The organism is Marinobacter lipolyticus SM19, from assembly GCF_000397065.2.
Classification (GTDB): Bacteria; Pseudomonadota; Gammaproteobacteria; order Pseudomonadales; family Oleiphilaceae; genus Marinobacter; species Marinobacter lipolyticus.
The window spans coordinates 4969-20702 of record NZ_KE007317.1 but is presented as its reverse complement, the minus strand read 5'-3'; the positions used below and the strand labels follow the sequence as shown (position 1 = coordinate 20702).

Annotated in this window: 13 protein-coding genes; 7 read left to right on the top strand and 6 right to left on the bottom strand. The window is 57.8% G+C overall.

Annotated features, from left to right (window positions below; all coding sequences use genetic code 11):
- Position 1 precedes the first annotated feature (1 nt).
- From MARLIPOL_RS06520 to MARLIPOL_RS06510, 3 genes are all read right to left on the bottom strand, one after another.
- The gene (locus MARLIPOL_RS06520; protein WP_012137255.1) at positions 2 to 1312 is read right to left on the bottom strand and encodes an HD-GYP domain-containing protein; all 1311 of its coding nucleotides are present in this window, start codon (positions 1310 to 1312) and stop codon (positions 2 to 4) included.
- Between the two features lie 175 nt (positions 1313 to 1487).
- Positions 1488 to 2105, bottom strand: coding sequence for a hypothetical protein (locus tag MARLIPOL_RS06515; protein ID WP_012137254.1), 618 nt, complete (start codon positions 2103 to 2105; stop codon positions 1488 to 1490).
- A gap of 41 nt (positions 2106 to 2146) precedes the next feature.
- The gene (locus tag MARLIPOL_RS06510; protein ID WP_012137253.1) at positions 2147 to 2419 is read right to left on the bottom strand and encodes a PilZ domain-containing protein; all 273 of its coding nucleotides are present in this window, start codon (positions 2417 to 2419) and stop codon (positions 2147 to 2149) included.
- A gap of 188 nt (positions 2420 to 2607) precedes the next feature.
- Between MARLIPOL_RS06510 and MARLIPOL_RS06505 the strand changes: the two genes are divergently transcribed.
- Positions 2608 to 3624, top strand: a complete 1017-nt coding sequence (locus MARLIPOL_RS06505) for a Fe(3+) ABC transporter substrate-binding protein (protein WP_012137252.1) — start codon at positions 2608 to 2610, stop codon at positions 3622 to 3624.
- Between the two features lie 149 nt (positions 3625 to 3773).
- On the top strand, positions 3774 to 5462 hold the full coding sequence (locus MARLIPOL_RS06500) for an ABC transporter permease (RefSeq protein ID WP_012137251.1): 1689 nt from the start codon (positions 3774 to 3776) through the stop codon (positions 5460 to 5462).
- Positions 5463 to 5486: 24 nt separating this feature from the next.
- Here MARLIPOL_RS06500 and MARLIPOL_RS06495 read toward each other — a convergent pair whose 3' ends face one another.
- Both MARLIPOL_RS06495 and MARLIPOL_RS06490 read right to left on the bottom strand, forming a co-directional pair.
- Positions 5487 to 5972: a thioesterase domain-containing protein gene (locus MARLIPOL_RS06495; RefSeq protein ID WP_012137250.1), complete on the bottom strand. Its 486-nt coding sequence runs from the start codon at positions 5970 to 5972 to the stop codon at positions 5487 to 5489.
- Between the two features lie 155 nt (positions 5973 to 6127).
- Entirely contained in the window at positions 6128 to 7795 is a 1668-nt protein-coding gene (locus MARLIPOL_RS06490) for an AMP-binding protein (protein WP_012137249.1), read from the bottom strand.
- Positions 7796 to 8085: 290 nt separating this feature from the next.
- Here MARLIPOL_RS06490 and MARLIPOL_RS06485 point away from each other — a divergent pair, with 290 nt between their 5' ends.
- The 3 genes from MARLIPOL_RS06485 to MARLIPOL_RS06475 all read left to right on the top strand — a co-directional run bounded on the left by MARLIPOL_RS06485 (position 8086) and on the right by MARLIPOL_RS06475 (position 10834).
- The gene (locus tag MARLIPOL_RS06485; protein WP_012137248.1) at positions 8086 to 9060 is read left to right on the top strand and encodes an ABC transporter substrate-binding protein; all 975 of its coding nucleotides are present in this window, start codon (positions 8086 to 8088) and stop codon (positions 9058 to 9060) included.
- A gap of 66 nt (positions 9061 to 9126) precedes the next feature.
- Complete coding sequence (locus tag MARLIPOL_RS06480) at positions 9127 to 10029, top strand: ABC transporter permease (protein ID WP_012137247.1); 903 nt, start codon at positions 9127 to 9129, stop codon at positions 10027 to 10029.
- Positions 10030 to 10039: 10 nt separating this feature from the next.
- Positions 10040 to 10834, top strand: coding sequence for an ABC transporter ATP-binding protein (locus MARLIPOL_RS06475; protein WP_012137246.1), 795 nt, complete (start codon positions 10040 to 10042; stop codon positions 10832 to 10834).
- Positions 10835 to 10903: 69 nt separating this feature from the next.
- Here the strand turns inward: MARLIPOL_RS06475 and MARLIPOL_RS06470 are convergent, their stop codons facing one another.
- Complete coding sequence (locus tag MARLIPOL_RS06470; RefSeq protein WP_012137245.1) at positions 10904 to 11722, bottom strand: DUF6160 family protein; 819 nt, start codon at positions 11720 to 11722, stop codon at positions 10904 to 10906.
- Between the two features lie 563 nt (positions 11723 to 12285).
- Between MARLIPOL_RS06470 and MARLIPOL_RS06465 the strand changes: the two genes are divergently transcribed.
- Both MARLIPOL_RS06465 and MARLIPOL_RS06460 read left to right on the top strand, forming a co-directional pair.
- Positions 12286 to 14424 (top strand): adenosylcobalamin-dependent ribonucleoside-diphosphate reductase, encoded by a 2139-nt coding sequence (locus tag MARLIPOL_RS06465; RefSeq protein WP_036191030.1) that lies wholly within the window; start codon positions 12286 to 12288, stop codon positions 14422 to 14424.
- 28 nt (positions 14425 to 14452) lie between these two features.
- The gene (locus MARLIPOL_RS06460) at positions 14453 to 15148 is read left to right on the top strand and encodes a TSCPD domain-containing protein (RefSeq protein WP_012137243.1); all 696 of its coding nucleotides are present in this window, start codon (positions 14453 to 14455) and stop codon (positions 15146 to 15148) included.
- Positions 15149 to 15734 lie beyond the last annotated feature (586 nt).

The window sequence follows — 15734 nt, the reverse complement described above, 5'->3', positions numbered from 1 at the left end:
ATCAGGAACCGACCAATCGGGACAGGTTCCAGCGGGATTCCGTTCCGGTGACATCAAAGTGCTCAGGGTTGAGCCCTTCCGTACCGTGGGGCAGGCACTCGGCAATGGACAGCGTTTCCGCCGGTCCCTTGCCTTCATTGAAGCTCGCCAGGTCTATTACCTTGGCCATCTTCAACGGCTCCTGATATTGATCTGTCATGACCATGACCTGCGGCCACAAACGACGATCCACAGAATGGGACACGACAATGCCCCGCTGCCCATCATTGAGCTGCACCAGACTACCGGTGGGATAGATCCCGACGGCCTGGATGAACTTCTCGACCAGATCTCCCTGGAATTCGATGTTACGCATGTCATACAGGAGGTTGACCGCCTTTGCCGGCGTCAGGGGCTCGGAGCTGTTGCGTGGAGTGATCGCAGATTCAAAAAACTCGGCAAGACCGCCAATCTTGGCCAGCAGTGGAATCCGGTCCCCGCGGACACCTTCCGGGAAACCCGAACCGTTATGACGCTCCCGGTGTCCCTGGACGACACTGATCACCGCTCGCGACACACCGGTCCCATCCAGCATCGCCACGCCCCGATCGACATAGCCCCGGTAGCGGGCAAACTCCTCCGCATCCAGTTTGCCTTCCTTTTCCAGGATCTCGACGGGGAGATCGGTCTTGCCCACCTGTGACAACAGGCACCCCAGACCGAGATGGTTAAGCAGGCCTTCATTCAGACCAATGTGACGACCGCACACCAGGGCCCATATGGCTGTATTCATGGCGTGGCGGTAGACGAAGTCGTCATGCTCCCGGGTTCGGCTCAGCCACAACAAGGCATCCGGGTTGCGAATCACGCTGGACACCATCTTGCGGGTAACTCTGGCGACGTCTCTCAGATCTGGCGTTTCCTCGCGTCTGACCGAAGCGGCCACCCGATTCAGGGCCATTTCGGCATCGGCCAGCACCGTTCCGGAAACCTTGATTTCCTTCTTCAGCGTGGTGGTGTTTTCGTACCGGACCGGATCCTTGATCTGCAACGGCGGCAACTGAATCACTTCCCGGTTGTCGCCGTACTTCCTGTTGGAGCGCTTTCCGAAGACCTGACCTGCCGGCTTGACCACATCAAGCTTGTCACGCACTTCCGCAACGTCAATCACAACCCATTTACAGTGGGAAATGACCGAGCGGATGTCATCCTGGGAGCGAATATGGAAGCCCTGGATAGGGAAAGGTGTCTGATGCCATGGCCGGTCCAGATCGGATACGAACATGCCTACTTGCAGATCATGTACGGCGATTTTCCTTTGACGAACGCCCACGACGTACCCCTTTAATCAGAATGATCGATGTTTACTATTCTGAAGCAGTCAGCAAAAGAGTCCATTACATTTCTGTAGTGCAAAGTAACCGGGAAGCAACATGGCGTAACCATTGCTATCACGGGGAAACAAAATGTAGCAACGTGATGAACCTCACACTTCTGGTACAAAAGTGTCAATCTGCGTCACAGACCGTGTCATCCATAACCGGCGGTCCCGCATTCAATGCACCGCGGGGAGATGTGCGGAGGTGGACCCTGTACGTCACTGACGATGGACGAAGGTAATCGGTTCCCTCCTGATCCTCTCCAACAACACGGCTGGTCTTCACGGGGCGACAGGACACCAGCAACTCCAGCGAAGTACCGATATCAACCACCCGGGCCTGCTCATTGTCGGGATTAATGGCCATGCAGGTTGTCTGCTCATTGGCAGGTTCCCCACGGAAAGCCGCAATATCCTGCCCAGGCTGGCCACAGGCGCGAATCCCTCCGGCGCACTCACCGGCGATGTCGTGGGAGTCATCCGCAAGGCGCCAGACTCGGCTGCTGCATTGAGTGGTCAGGGTTATTGGCGTGGATTTGTCCGCCACTAGCCACCAATCCGGATAGTCCGCCGTCTGCCAGCTGAGCAGGACTTGGCGTGCCTCACCACTGGAGTTCTCTGCCGGAAACAGACCATAGTGATTGTAGTATGACGCACACCCGGTCAGACCGAACGGGAGGCATAGAAGGCACATCGAGAAAATACGAAAGTAGTTCATTCTGGCGGATTCGCTGCTGGAAATAGGCATTCAGGACCTGCCATTATCCACACAGAAGGGAGTGAAACCGTTTATTGATCCGCAAATTGCAAACCGAAGCCGTCGTTACTCTTGCGGACGACTTGCATCTCCAGCACTGGCGCCGGAACCGGTAGCCCCTGGACCTGCACTTCCACCGTATCTCCTATGGCCGGGTCGAAAGACTCCCCTTCAACGACGATAAAAATACCACCATCGGAAATATCCCGGGTCGAGAACAGAAACTCTCCGAAAACTTCATGAGACACCTTCACTTGCGCACTCATCGCCGTGCGCCCGTGGCCTCGCCGATCCTGATCAACCATAGACTGTGAATCCACCAATTTTTTACTTGGTTTTTAGGGTCTTCCGAAGCATAGCACCATTCATGCCGAAAATTGCAATCCTCAACTTGACAGGACCGCTAACACAAATGAGAATGGTTGACGTTTTTAATGCCGTAATCAGAACCAGAAAACGGCGGTCAACCCTGCTTGAGAAAGGACGTCACACTATGCGAATGAAACTGGCTGCAGCTGCTGCCATGGCACTCTCTGTCATGCCTCTGAGCGCTTCCGCTGATGGCGAAGTGAACATCTATTCCTACCGTCAGGCTTACCTGCTGGAACCCTTGCTCAACGCCTTTGAAAAAGAAACCGGCATCAAGGCCAACGTCGTATTCGCCAAAAAGGGCCTGGCCGAACGTCTGGAGCGTGAAGGTCGCAACAGCCCGGCAGATCTGGTGATGACCGTCGACATCTCCCGCATCAACGATCTGGTCGAGCGTGACCTGGTCGCCAGCGTGGATAACGACACCCTGGAAAACAACATTCCGGAAAACCTGCGTCACCCGGACGGCAAATGGTTTGCTCTGACCACCCGCGGCCGCCTGATCTTTGCCTCCAAAGAGCGTGTTGAAGAGGGTGAAATCACCACTTACGAAGAACTGGCCGATGACAAGTGGGACAACCGCATCTGTACCCGCAGCGGTAAACACCCTTACAACATCGCCCTGATCTCCTCCATGATCGCCCACCACGGTGAAGAAGAAACCGAGCAGTGGCTGGAAGGCGTCAAAGACAACCTGGCCCGTAAGCCCCAGGGTGGCGACCGTGACCAGATCAAGGCCATCGCCGAAGGCGTTTGCGACCTGGCCATCGGTAACAGCTACTACTACGGCAACATGCTGAACGATGAGAACCAGCGCCCGGCTGCCGAAGCCGTTCGCCTGGTGTTCCCGAATGCTGAAGGTCGTGGCACCCACGTCAACATCAGCGGCATCCAGCTCACCAAGAGCGCGCCCAACCGCGATAACGCGATCAAGTTGATGGAGTTCCTCTCTACCGAGGAAGCCCAGCGCATCTACGCCGAAGCGAACACCGAATACCCGGCCAACCCGAACGTCAGCCCGTCTGGCCAGGTAGCCGAATGGGGTGAGATCAACCCTGACCAGCTGTCACTGCAGGAAATCGCCAATAACCGCAATGCAGCCGTCAAGCTGGTTGACCGGGTCGATTACGACAACCTGTAAACCGGTCTCTCACAAAAAAGGGTGGGCCTGGCCCACCCTTTTTTGTCTGCAAAGGCCATAAATCCGGCCAACCGGCCATACCAGTCATTGCAGCGACAGCCGCAGGTGACTAGAATCGTGGCTCTTTTCAGGAGCGCAAAAGGAACGACATGACCGAGGCAGGCACCAGCGGTGAAACCGGGCTAGGTCAGCCCCTGCTGGCAAAACGCACCTCAAAGCGGTGGCTTATCTCCGCTGCCCTTACCACAGCAATCGTTGCACTCCCCGTTGTATCGGTTCTTTTCCTGGCCCTGTTCCCGGATGAGAACGTCTGGCCACATCTGCTGGACACCACACTTCCCCGTTATCTGATCACCACCTTCAAACTGATGCTTGGCGTGGCCGGCATTACCCTGGTGATCGGGCTGGCAACGGCCTGGGCGGTGACCATGTGCGAATTTCCCGGGCGCCGCTTCTTTGAATGGGCCATGCTGCTGCCCTTTGCCGTTCCTGCCTACGTCATTGCCTACGTGTACACCAGCCTGCTCGACTACGCCGGGCCGGTCCAGAAGGCATTACGGGAAGTCTTCGGCTGGGAAAGCGCCAGGGACTACTGGTTCCCGGAAATCCGCACCCTGGAAGGCGCCACCCTGATGATCGGGCTGGTACTCTACCCCTACGTTTACCTGCTGGCCCGGGCTGCCTTCCTCGAGCAGTCTCCCTCGTTGTTCGCCGTCAGCCGCAGCCTGGGTCACTCAGCCATCAGCACGTTTTTCCGGGTGGTTCTGCCCATCGCCCGCCCCGCCATCGCCGTGGGCCTGTCCCTGGTGCTGATGGAAACCCTCAACGATTTCGGTACCGTTGATTTCTTCGCCGTTCAGACCCTCACCGCCGGCCTGTTCGATACCTGGATGAACCTGGGCAACCTCGGCGGCGCGGCGCAGATCGCCACCACCATGCTGGTCTTCGTGGTGATCCTGGTCACCCTGGAACGCTATTCCCGCCGCCGGCAACAACAGTTCGCCGCCCGGGACAACCGCGACCCGATTCGCCGCTTCACCATGTCCTGGCCACGCCAGATGATCTGCATCGTTGTGTGCGCCGTGCCGGTCATCCTCGGCTTTGTGATTCCGGCCCTCACCCTGGGCCAGTACGCCTGGGAATACTTTGACGAAAGCTGGAACTCCGACTTTATACGCAACACCCTGAACAGCCTGTTCCTGTCGGGCACCGCAGCCCTGACCACCCTGCTGATTGGCGTCACCCTCGCCTACAGCCGGCGCCTGCATGACACCCGCGGTATGCAGATCATGATGCGCCTCTCCAGCCTGGGCTACGCCATGCCCGGCGCGGTACTGGCCGTGGGTGTGATCATTCCCCTGGCAGGTTTCGACAACTGGCTGGACGGACTGATGCGTGACACCTTTAACATCAGCACCGGCCTGATGCTGAGCGGCTCGGCCTTTGCCATGGTGTTTGCCTACACGGTACGCTTCCTGGCGGTATCCGCAGGCAGCGTGGAAAGCGCGCTGCAGAAAATCACGCCCAGTATGGATATGGCATCCCGCTCCATGGGACATTCACCCGGCAGCACCCTGTTACGGGTGCATCTGCCCATGCTCAGGGGAACGCTGATTACCGCTGCATTGGTGGTGTTCGTCGACTGCATGAAGGAATTGCCGGCAACGCTGATCCTGCGGCCGTTCAATTTCGAGACCCTGGCCACCTATGTGTACCAGTTTGCCTCCGACGAACGGCTCGCCCACAGTGCGCTACCGGCCCTGATTATCGTACTGGCGGGGATTATTCCCATCATCCTGATGAGCCGATCAATCTCCAACACCCGCAGCATCGCCTGACGCCGGGGTTCTGAGCAGAAAAGATCAGAAGATGGGGCATGAGCTGGCGTCCTGCACCACAAAGCGTCCCTGGAAGGTGGCCACCGGCGAGCCCTTCGGGTCGGTCGTCGGTTCACCGCAATAGACATCCGTGTGCAGGGCTATACGAGCCTTGCCGTGACGCGCCAGGCTCTTCCTGAAACGATCCGGAATCTCCCCTGCAGGCAGACGGCAGAGGGCATAGAAATCCCCGTCAACAGGCATCAGATACTCCATATTTCCACTCTGGACCATCACATTGCCTCGCAGCCCCATATCCGCAAGAGCGAGCTCGACCAGCCCCCAGGCTGCCGTAACAGCGACCGAATAGACACTGCCACCGAAACCGGTGCCCTGGTGATTATGGTTGGGCTCGAGCGGTGCACTCACTAACAGGGCATGGCCGTCATAGGAAAGCACCTCCAGGCCAAGGGCCCGGGTCAACGGTATGGATTCGTGGATGCGTTTCTGGAAACGGGCTAACTGAGTCATACTCCCTCCTGAATTGCCCTCAGTTTATTCCCTTGCAAGCAACTGCCCTATGCGACTTATGTAGCCTTTTTGTGACCAATAATTAAAAAGGCCCGGATCAATCCGGGCCTTTCGGTCATCAGGTGCGGAGAACTCCGCACTCTGGTTGGCGGGTCTTACTGCCAGATCACCGGCTGGCGCTTGGCGTACCAGCTGTCCACCTTCTCCTGGTAGGCATCCTCCACCACGTTGCGCTTCAGTTTCAGCGTGGGTGTCAGGAAGCTGTTCTCGATGGACCACTCATCGCTGACGACGGTGATGAACGCCAGTTGCTCATGGGGATCCACCGTTTTGTTCACTTCCTTGATGAGATCCTGGAAGCTGGCTTCCAGGTTCTTGCGGAAGGCCTCATCCGCCAGTTTCGGACGGGTTTCCTCGCCCAGCATCACCAGCGCATGGGGCTGGGTCTGGTTGGCGCCGGACACACACACCATCTCAATAGCGTCATGGGACATCAGGCGGTTTTCAATCGGCGCCGGGGCAATGTACTTACCCTTGCTGGTCTTGAAGATCTCCTTGATGCGGCCGGTAATCTTGAGGCGGCCCATCTTATCAATCTCACCCTTGTCACCGGTTTTCAGGAAACCGTCTTCGGTGAAGGTTTCGCGGGTTTTCTCTTCGTCCTTGTAATACCCCATCATGGTGGCCGGGCTCTTGACCAGGATCTCACCCACGTCACTGATCTTCACTTCCACACCAGGCGCTGCTTCACCCACATACCCGGTGCGGGAGCGTCCGGGCTTGCTCATGTGGGAATAGGCAAAGTTCTCGGACATGCCGTAACCTTCCAGCAGCTCCAGGCCAAGATTGCGGTACCAGTCCAGTACATCGTGGGAAAGCGGTGCCGAACCACTGCCGGCCAGCTTCACCTTATCCAGGCCAAGCCCTTTCAGTATTTTCTTTTTAATCAGACCACTTACAACAGGAATCTTAAGCAGTCTTTCAAGTTTCTTCTTGGGCAGTTTCTGCAACACACCGTGCTGGAACTTCACCCACAGGCGCGGTACGGACAGGAACAACGTCGGCTGGGCGCGCTGGAGATCCTGTACAAACGTATCCAGGGATTCGGCAAAGAACAGGTGGAACCCGGCATACAGGGAGCCCAGTTCCACAAACGTGCGCTCAAACACATGAGCCAATGGCAGGTAGGACAACATGCGCTCGTCCGGCCCCACACCCAGCACCTCGGTGCCACCGGTGGCAGCAAAGGCCATGTTACGGAAGCTCAGCATCACGCCTTTCGGACGGCCGGTACTGCCAGAGGTGTAGACGATGGTCGCGAGCTCTTCCGGGTCCCGGGTGGTGTTCTCTTCCATGGGCGGGAATTCCGCCACCAGATCCTCCCAGGTCTCGAAATCATTGGGCGGGCTCAGTGGATAGGACACACACCGGACGTTCTCAGGCACACCGGGCTTCATCATATCCCAGTCATCCAGCTTGCCAATGAACACCACCTCACACTCACTGTGCTTGAGGATATAGTTGACGGTGTCCTCATTCAGGGTCGGGTACAGCGGCACGGAAATGTGGCCAGCCATCCAGATCGCCCAGTCGGACATGATCCAGTGCGCACAGTTCTTGGAGATAATCCCCACCCGGCTCTTTTCCGGCAGATTCAGGGATTTCAGGTAAGACGCCATGCGGCGGGCTTCGTCAACGGCGCGCTTCCAGGTGTACTCCTCCACCTGACCGTTGCCCATCGGCTGCGTCATATAAAGGGAATTGGCCTTGGCCTTTTCCCAGTAATAGACCATATCCAGAGGAAGTTTGTTTGTCGTGTCCATGGACCTTTCCTTGCTTGCGATTATTTGAGTTATTGGGATGACCTGTGTCCTGTGAGAGCCAGCCTCTTTGCGGGCTTATTAGACTTTCGTAGGGTATTTCAACACACCACCTGCCGTCAAAACGTGATGACGATAATACTATTGCACTTCTCAGGCTTTTTGCGGATTTTCTGCAACGCTTTGATACGAATCAAGTAACTTCCCCTACCCCGCAAGCGGATTCGGTGTGATAAACTTGCGCCCCTTCAAAACTATGAATCACCGCTCAACACTCTCGGGAGAAAGGGCTTATGGCCAAGAAGACTCTGCGAACCCTGATTGGTGCAACCCTGCTGGCCGCAGCGGGACTGGCACAAGGCGACGAACCACGGGTAGTTGCCGTTACCCAGATTGTGGAACATCCGGCCCTGGATGCGGTTTACCAGGGGGTCAGGGATGAACTGGCCGAAGAGGGGTTCAACGAAGGCGATAACCTCAAGCTCATGCACGAGAGCGCCCAGGGCAATGCCGCCATTGCCTCCCAGATTGCCCGCAAATTCGTTGGCGAAGGCCCGGACGTGATCGTCGCCATTGCCACGCCGTCGGCCCAGACCATGGCGGCCGCAGCCCGCAATATCCCGGTCATATTCTCCGCGGTGACCGATCCGGTCGGCGCCAAGCTGGTAAAAAGCCTGGAAGCACCCGGCGCCAACATCTCCGGCGTTACCGATATGCTGCCGATTGAGCGCCACATTGACCTGCTGGAGCGCCTGGTACCGGACGCCAAAGCCATCGGTACAGTTTATAACCCCGGCGAAGCCAACGCTGTGGCCCTGGTGGAACTGCTGGAAGAACGCCTGCAGGCCCGTGGCATGACCCTGGTCAAGGCCGCCGCCACCAAGACCTCCGAAGTGCTGGGTGCCGCCCGCTCGCTGGTCGGCAAGGCAGACGCCATCTACCTGACCACCGACAACACCGTGATCAGCGCCGCCGAGGCCGTGGTTTCCGTGGGTGAGCGCGCCAAGATTCCGGTATTCGCAGCGGATACTGCCACCGTCAGCCGTGGCGCCGTCGCTGCCCTTGGCTTTGATTACTACGACCACGGCCGCCAGACCGGCAAGATGGTGGTGCGAGTGCTGAACGGCGCCAACACTGCAGAAATGGCGGTTGAGTCCGTTGATACGCTGAACCTGTTTGTGAATCCCGCAGCAGCCGAGCGCATGGGCATTACCCTGTCCGACGATGTGCTCAACGATGCCCAGGAAATCGTCAAAAGCGATAAGTAACACCTGACTCCATACGGGCGGGCCTCACAAGGGCCCGCCCGTATTCTTTTACAGCGAATATTACCCATGCTCAGTGACATTGCTCTCTACGGCGCCATTGAAACCGGTCTGATCTACGGTCTGGTCGCCTTCGGTATCTACATCTCTTTCCGGGTCCTGGATTTTCCGGACCTGACCGTCGACGGCAGTTTCCCCCTCGGGGCAGCCGTCGCCGCCATGCTGATCCTGGCCGGCTGGAACCCCTGGATTGCCACCGGTGCCGCCATACTGGCCGGCATGGCCGCCGGTGCGGTCACCGCCCTGCTCAACGTCAAGCTGAATATTCTTAACCTGCTGGCGTCCATCCTCACCATGATCGCGCTCTATTCCGTTAACCTGCGCATCATGGGGCGTCCCAACGTGGCGCTGTTGACCGAGGAAACCGTGCTCACCCCCTGGTATGACCTGGGCCTGGCCTACCACCAGGTGCCCGTCGTGCTGTTCGTGATCGTGGTGCTGGTATCCCTGATCCTGCTGTGGCGCTTCATGAAATCTGAAACCGGTCTGGCGATGCGCGCGACTGGCGCCAACGCCCGCATGGCACGGGCCCAGGGTATCGCCACCGGCGGCATGATCGTCCTTGGTGTGGCGCTGTCCAACGGCCTGGTGGGCCTGGCTGGCGCCCTGTTTGCCCAGAGCCAGGGTGCCGCAGACGTAACAATGGGGGTTGGTGTGATTGTAATCGGCCTCGCCTCCCTGATTGGCGGTGAAGCGGTGATTACGCCCTCCACCGTGGTTCGCGCGCTGATCGCGTGCGTGGCAGGCGCCATCATCTACCGGCTGGCCATCGCCTTCGCCCTGAACGCCGAGTTCCTCGGGTTGCAGTCCCAGGACCTGAACCTGATCACGGCGGTACTGGTTACCCTGGCGATCGTCCTGCCCGGCGTTCGCACCTCGGTCGCCGCCAAACTCACCCGCAAAAAAGCCTGAGAGGTACAGCATGATTAGCGCAACGGATCTCAGACTGACGTTTGGCAAGGGCACACCCCTGGAAAACCCCGCGCTGCGGGGCATGAGCCTGACCGTCAACCAGGGTGAGTTTGTCACCGTGATCGGCAGCAACGGCGCCGGCAAATCCACCTTCCTCAACGCCCTCGCCGGCGAAGTGATGGTGGACAGCGGCAAGATCATTGTCGACAACCAGGACGTCACCAAACTGCCCACCCACAAGCGCGCGGGCCGCGTTGCCCGGGTGTTCCAGGACCCACTGGCCGGCACCTGCGAGGGCCTGACCATCGAAGAAAACCTGGCCCTGGCCATCAAGCGTGGCCAGCGCCGGGGACTGACAGCCGCCGTAAAGAAGGAATACATGGAACGGTTCCGTAGCAGCCTGTCCTCCCTCAAGCTCGGGCTCGAGAACCGCCTGGGCGACAAGATGGGCCTGTTGTCCGGTGGTCAGCGCCAGGCCGTCAGCCTGCTGATGGCAAGCCTGACGCCCTCCGCCATCCTGCTGCTGGACGAGCACACCGCGGCATTGGACCCGAAAACCGCTGCCTTCGTCCTCGAGCTCACCACCCAGATCATCGAAGAGCAGAAACTCACCGCGCTGATGGTTACCCACAGCATGAAGCAGGCGCTGGAAGTCGGTGATCGCACCGTCATGCTTCACCAGGGTGAAGTGGTGTTTGATATCGAGGGAGAGAAACGCGAAGGCCTGGAAGTCAAAGACCTGCTGGGACTGTTCGAGAAGCAGCGGGGGCTGGAAATCGACGACGACAGCCTGTTGCTGGACTGACAAGCACCCTACCCCCAGAACCACAAAAGGCGGGACACGATCCCGCCTTTTGCTTTTTCACACTGCTGATCAGTGGCCGTATACCCTCATCGCGGTATCGGTGATCGCCAGATCGTCCACGAACACCCGGCCAATCGACTGCTGACCAATAATCACCTCTTCGATCCCGACGTCCGCGCGGAACGATGGCATATCAATCGCCAGGGACGAACCGCCGCCCGACAGCCGTTCCCCGTGGTAGATGTACAGATCCACCTCCGCGAACAGGTCCAGCGGGCTGGAAAAGGTCGAATCAAAATCCGCCCCGGTGATCTGCAAACCACGCACGCCCATGGCCAGGAATGGCACATCGAAGTCCATGGTCTCGATGGCAAACGCCGTGCGCAGTCGCATCACATCGGTTTCGGTATCCAAATGGACCGATCCCCGCGCCATCAGACCCTCGGCGTAGAAGTTGTCGACCAGCCGGGTGTAATCACCGCTGCCATCGGTGGCCAGCAATTCCCACGCCCCGGTGGTTATACGGAAATCCACGGCGGCAAAGTTGGTTGGCACAATGTTGATGGCGGCATCGCCATCGGCCAGCACATCGATATCAATGCGGATGTTGTCCAAACGGTTATTGGCGGTTGGCCCACCAATCCCGGCAAAGCCGAAGAAGTCCGTTCGTTCCGCACCACCAATGCTGATGTCGTTCACCGCGAACGCACCCTCATCGACGTACAGGAACTGGTCGATATCGATTTTGGTTTCCAGCTCAATGGAGACACCCGCCTGGCCGGTAATCTCCCCCATGGCACTGTCATCCAGCAAGCGGATGTCAGCCAGCCCCATGGTCGGCACCGCAAAGATGCCCAGCGCAAGCACTGTTGGTTTCAGGCCTTTCATTATTATGTTCCTTTTTATTCCGTTCCTTTTATAGTCGTTATCACTTCCTGTGGGCCACTGCAGTCTTCGACACCACCCCGCTACTTTAGCGACACGTCGATGACGGGTACGTGCAGCGGTCACAATTACCTGAGTTGGTGAACTACACGCCAACTTTTTTCGGGTAATTTTTAACCACAACATGTTGTGCTTTGTAGGCCAAACGTCCAACTTGGCGATTTTACGGGCAATTCCCCGGATTCAAGCCCTTATCCATTGATTTTCTTTGCCCCAGACACCCAAGCGATAGTTGTCTTCTTATTCACAGACCACTATATCCTGTTATACTCATTCGAAAGAGGCCCATATATAGGGTTTATTGGGTGTTTTCTGACCATCGCCCAAATAAGCCGTCCGGGGCGCCAGGGCTGCCGCTTGCAGCCACGGCCTTTCCCCGGAAAACGGCAAAAGTCTGGCGAGGTCAACACCACATGTAGTGGTTTTGTCCAACAAGAGCACAATTCGGCCAGGGCACGCAGCCTGGCCCGTAAAAAATCAGCAAGTTCAATAGGGGTATGGTGGCAATGAACGCTAAAGCACAGGCAGTGGTAACAACAATTCCAATGCAGGAAGCTTCGCTTGATATCTGGAACAGCAAGTACCAGCTCAAGACCAAGACCGGCGAACCTGTCGATAAGGACATCAACGCGACCTACGAACGCGTAGCGACTGCCCTTTCCCAGGTGGAAGCCAAGGCCAACCGCGCCAAGCACATGAAGGACTTTATCTGGGCCCTTAAACACGGCGCGATCCCGGCGGGTCGTATTACCTCCAACGCCGGCGCCGAGGCCCACAAACCGGCCACCTCCACTATTAACTGCACTGTGTCTGGCTCCGTTCAGGATTCCATGAACGACATCCTGGAAAAGAACCACGAAGCCGGCCTGACCCTGAAAGCAGGCTGCGGCATTGGCTACGAGTTCTCCACCCTGCGCCCCCGTGGCGCTTATGTCGCTGGCGCCGGTGCCACCACCTCCGGCCCGCTGTCCTTCATGGATATCTTCGACCGCATGTGCTTCACCGTGTCTTCCGCCGGTGGCCGCCGCGGTGCCCAGATGGCCACCTTCGACGTTCACCACCCGGACATCATCGACTTCATCCAGGCCAAGCGTGAAGACGGCCGCCTGCGCCAGTTCAACCTGTCGCTGCTGATCACCGAAGACTTTATCGAAGCCGTCCGCAACGGTGACGACTGGCACCTGTCCTTCCCGGTCACCGAGAAGGAAGTGGAAGAAGAAGGCCTGGACCTGAACGATCCGGAACAGTTCGTCTACCGCGACTTCCCGATCCTGGAAGGCTACGTGGTCAACGATGAAGGCAAGGTGGCGTGCCGCATCTACCGCACCCTGAAAGCCCAGTTCATCTGGGACACCATCATGACCAGCACCTACGACTACGCAGAGCCCGGCTTCATCCTGATCGACAAGGTCAACCAGATGAACAACAACTGGTTCTGCGAAGACATCCGCGCCACCAACCCCTGTGGCGAGCAGCCCCTGCCCCCATACGGCAGCTGCCTGCTGGGCTCGGTGAACCTGACCAAGTTCGTGGACTACCCGTTCACCGACAAGGCCAGCTTCAACTATGAGAAGTACCGCAAGGTGGTGGGCATTTTCACCCGCATGCTGGACAACGTGGTAGAGATCAACGGCCTGCCGCTGGAAGAACAGCGCCACGAAATCACCTACAAGCGCCGCCACGGCATGGGCATCCTCGGTTTGGGTTCCACCCTTGCCATGCTGCGCATGCCCTACGGTTCTGAAGAATCCGTAGAGTTCACCGAAGAAGTGGTGCGCGAGATGGCCGTGGAAGGCTGGCGCCAGTCCCTGGCCCTGGCCGAAGAGAAAGGCCCCGCGCCGATCATGGACGACGAGTTCGAGATTACCCCCAAGATGCTGTCCAAGTGCCCGCAGCTGAGCGAAGACGGCTACCAGCTGGGTGACAAGCTCAAGGGTAAACTGCTGCACGCCAAGTACAGCCGCTACATGCAGCAGATTGCCGGCGTGGAACCGGAACTGGTCGAAAAGCTGGCCGAGAAAGGTGGCCGCTTCACGCACCACACCTCCATCGCGCCGACCGGCACCATCAGCCTGTCACTGGCCAACAACGCCAGTAACGGCATTGAGCCAAGCTTCTCGCACCACTACGCCCGGAACATCATCCGCGAAGGCCGCAAGACCAAGGAAAAGGTAGACGTGTTCTCCTTCGAACTGCTGGCCTACCGCCACCTGGTGAACCAGGGCGCGATGCCGTTCTCCGAGGACGAAGACAAGAAGCTGCCAAGCTACTTCACCACCTCCGATGACGTCACGCCGACCCAGCACGTGGACATCCAGGCCGCAGCGCAGAAGTGGGTGGATTCCTCCATCTCCAAGACTGCCAACGTGCCCACGGACTTCGCCTACCCGGACTTCAAGGGCATCTACATGTACGCCTACGACAAGGGCCTGAAGGGTTGCACCACCTTCCGCTTCAACCCCGAGGCGTTCCAGGGTGTACTGGTGAAAGAGAAGGATCTGGAGAACACCCTCTACGAATTCACACTGGACGACGGCAGCAAGGTGACCCTTAAGGGCAACGAACAAGTCGAGTACGACGGCGAGATCCACAACGCCGCCAACCTCTTCGACGCCCTCAAAGAAGGCACCTACGGTAAATACTGATCCGGGAACCCGACACAGGACAACGAACATGACAGTTAAAATCAGCAACAAAATCGTCGGCTACCGCGTAAAGAAAGCCGACCCCGAAGCCACCGAACATCAGGCACCGGTGCACGCAGAAACCAAACCCGTTGAGATGAACGAATACATCGAACGGCCGGACTTCTTGCTGGGCACCACTTACAAGATCAAGCCGCCGGTGGCCGAGCACGCGATGTACATCACCATCAACGACATCCTGCTCAACGAAGACACCGACCACGAAAGCCGGCAGCCGTACGAAGTGTTCATCAACTCCAAGTCGATGGAACACTTCCAGTGGGTCATCGCCCTCACCCGCGTTATCTCCGCGGTATTCCGCAAGGGTGGCGACGTGACCTTCCTGGTGGAAGAGCTGCGCAGTGTGTACGACCCCAACGGTGGCTACTTCAAGAAAGGCGGCGTATTCATGCCGTCCCTGGTGGCTGAAATCGGCGCCGTGATCGAGAAGCACCTGAAGGCCATCGGCCTGCTGGAAAACGAGGAAATGAGCGAAACCACCAAGCGCATCCTCGCCGAAAAGCGCGCCGAGTTCGAAGCCAGCCACACCACGGCCACGAACGACGAAAAAGCCAGCGACTACCCCGCCAACGCCACCATGTGTGGCAAGTGCAGCACCAAGGCGGTGATCGTGATGGACGGGTGTGCGACTTGCCTGTCTTGTGGCGATAGTAAGTGCGGTTGAGGTGATTGACCGGTGATTGATGAGAAGGCCTGGAGTGAAAGCTTCGGGCCTTTTTTGTTTGGGCTGCTGTGATCATTTGACCGACTCGTTATTTCAAGAACGCGACCGCTTCGTTATCACGCCACATTGTGCAGAATTGATCGCATCAGATTTGCAAGGTTCTGTTTTTATGTCTATTTTTGACTGGCATTGCGGCGATTAATGGAATAATGAAGCGTAATAACGAAGCAGTCATATTTATGTCGGGGATTTGGCTTCGGTTTAATCACTGTTAATGGCAAAGGCTTCGGTCTTTTGGGTGGCCGTGTGCCAGTGGCCTTGGCGCCGGGTCTGGCAGCTAAACCCGGCAATTGTGAGAGTGCCAAGGCCGTCAGAGTCCGCGTCTGGTTTGGTTGCTTCAATCGTCAGCGGCGTTGGTAGCAAAATCGGTGTTCGTCGTTTTGGGCTGTCCGCCGAAATTTCAGTCAGGATCTGATACCTTTGAGTTCAGGTTCATCCACCGCAATCGTGGCGGTGGTTATAAACAAACGGTATCGGCGACAGCCGGTGCGAGGTAACGGAGTAGGCCGTCATGGTCAGTGCCAGG

What these genes read in the sequence shown, in the direction of transcription:
- MARLIPOL_RS06515 (WP_012137254.1), bottom strand. Translation starts at nt 2,105, where the DNA reads ATGCCTATTTCCAGCAGCGAATCCGCCAGAATGAACTACTTTCGTATT.
- MARLIPOL_RS06510 (WP_012137253.1), bottom strand. Translation starts at nt 2,419, where the DNA reads ATGGTTGATCAGGATCGGCGAGGCCACGGGCGCACGGCGATGAGTGCG.
- MARLIPOL_RS06505 (WP_012137252.1), top strand. Translation starts at nt 2,608, where the DNA reads ATGCGAATGAAACTGGCTGCAGCTGCTGCCATGGCACTCTCTGTCATG.
- MARLIPOL_RS06500 (WP_012137251.1), top strand. Translation starts at nt 3,774, where the DNA reads ATGACCGAGGCAGGCACCAGCGGTGAAACCGGGCTAGGTCAGCCCCTG.
- MARLIPOL_RS06495 (WP_012137250.1), bottom strand. Translation starts at nt 5,972, where the DNA reads ATGACTCAGTTAGCCCGTTTCCAGAAACGCATCCACGAATCCATACCG.
- MARLIPOL_RS06490 (WP_012137249.1), bottom strand. Translation starts at nt 7,795, where the DNA reads ATGGACACGACAAACAAACTTCCTCTGGATATGGTCTATTACTGGGAA.
- MARLIPOL_RS06485 (WP_012137248.1), top strand. Translation starts at nt 8,086, where the DNA reads ATGGCCAAGAAGACTCTGCGAACCCTGATTGGTGCAACCCTGCTGGCC.
- MARLIPOL_RS06480 (WP_012137247.1), top strand. Translation starts at nt 9,127, where the DNA reads ATGCTCAGTGACATTGCTCTCTACGGCGCCATTGAAACCGGTCTGATC.
- MARLIPOL_RS06475 (WP_012137246.1), top strand. Translation starts at nt 10,040, where the DNA reads ATGATTAGCGCAACGGATCTCAGACTGACGTTTGGCAAGGGCACACCC.
- MARLIPOL_RS06470 (WP_012137245.1), bottom strand. Translation starts at nt 11,722, where the DNA reads ATGAAAGGCCTGAAACCAACAGTGCTTGCGCTGGGCATCTTTGCGGTG.
- MARLIPOL_RS06465 (WP_036191030.1), top strand. Translation starts at nt 12,286, where the DNA reads ATGAACGCTAAAGCACAGGCAGTGGTAACAACAATTCCAATGCAGGAA.
- MARLIPOL_RS06460 (WP_012137243.1), top strand. Translation starts at nt 14,453, where the DNA reads ATGACAGTTAAAATCAGCAACAAAATCGTCGGCTACCGCGTAAAGAAA.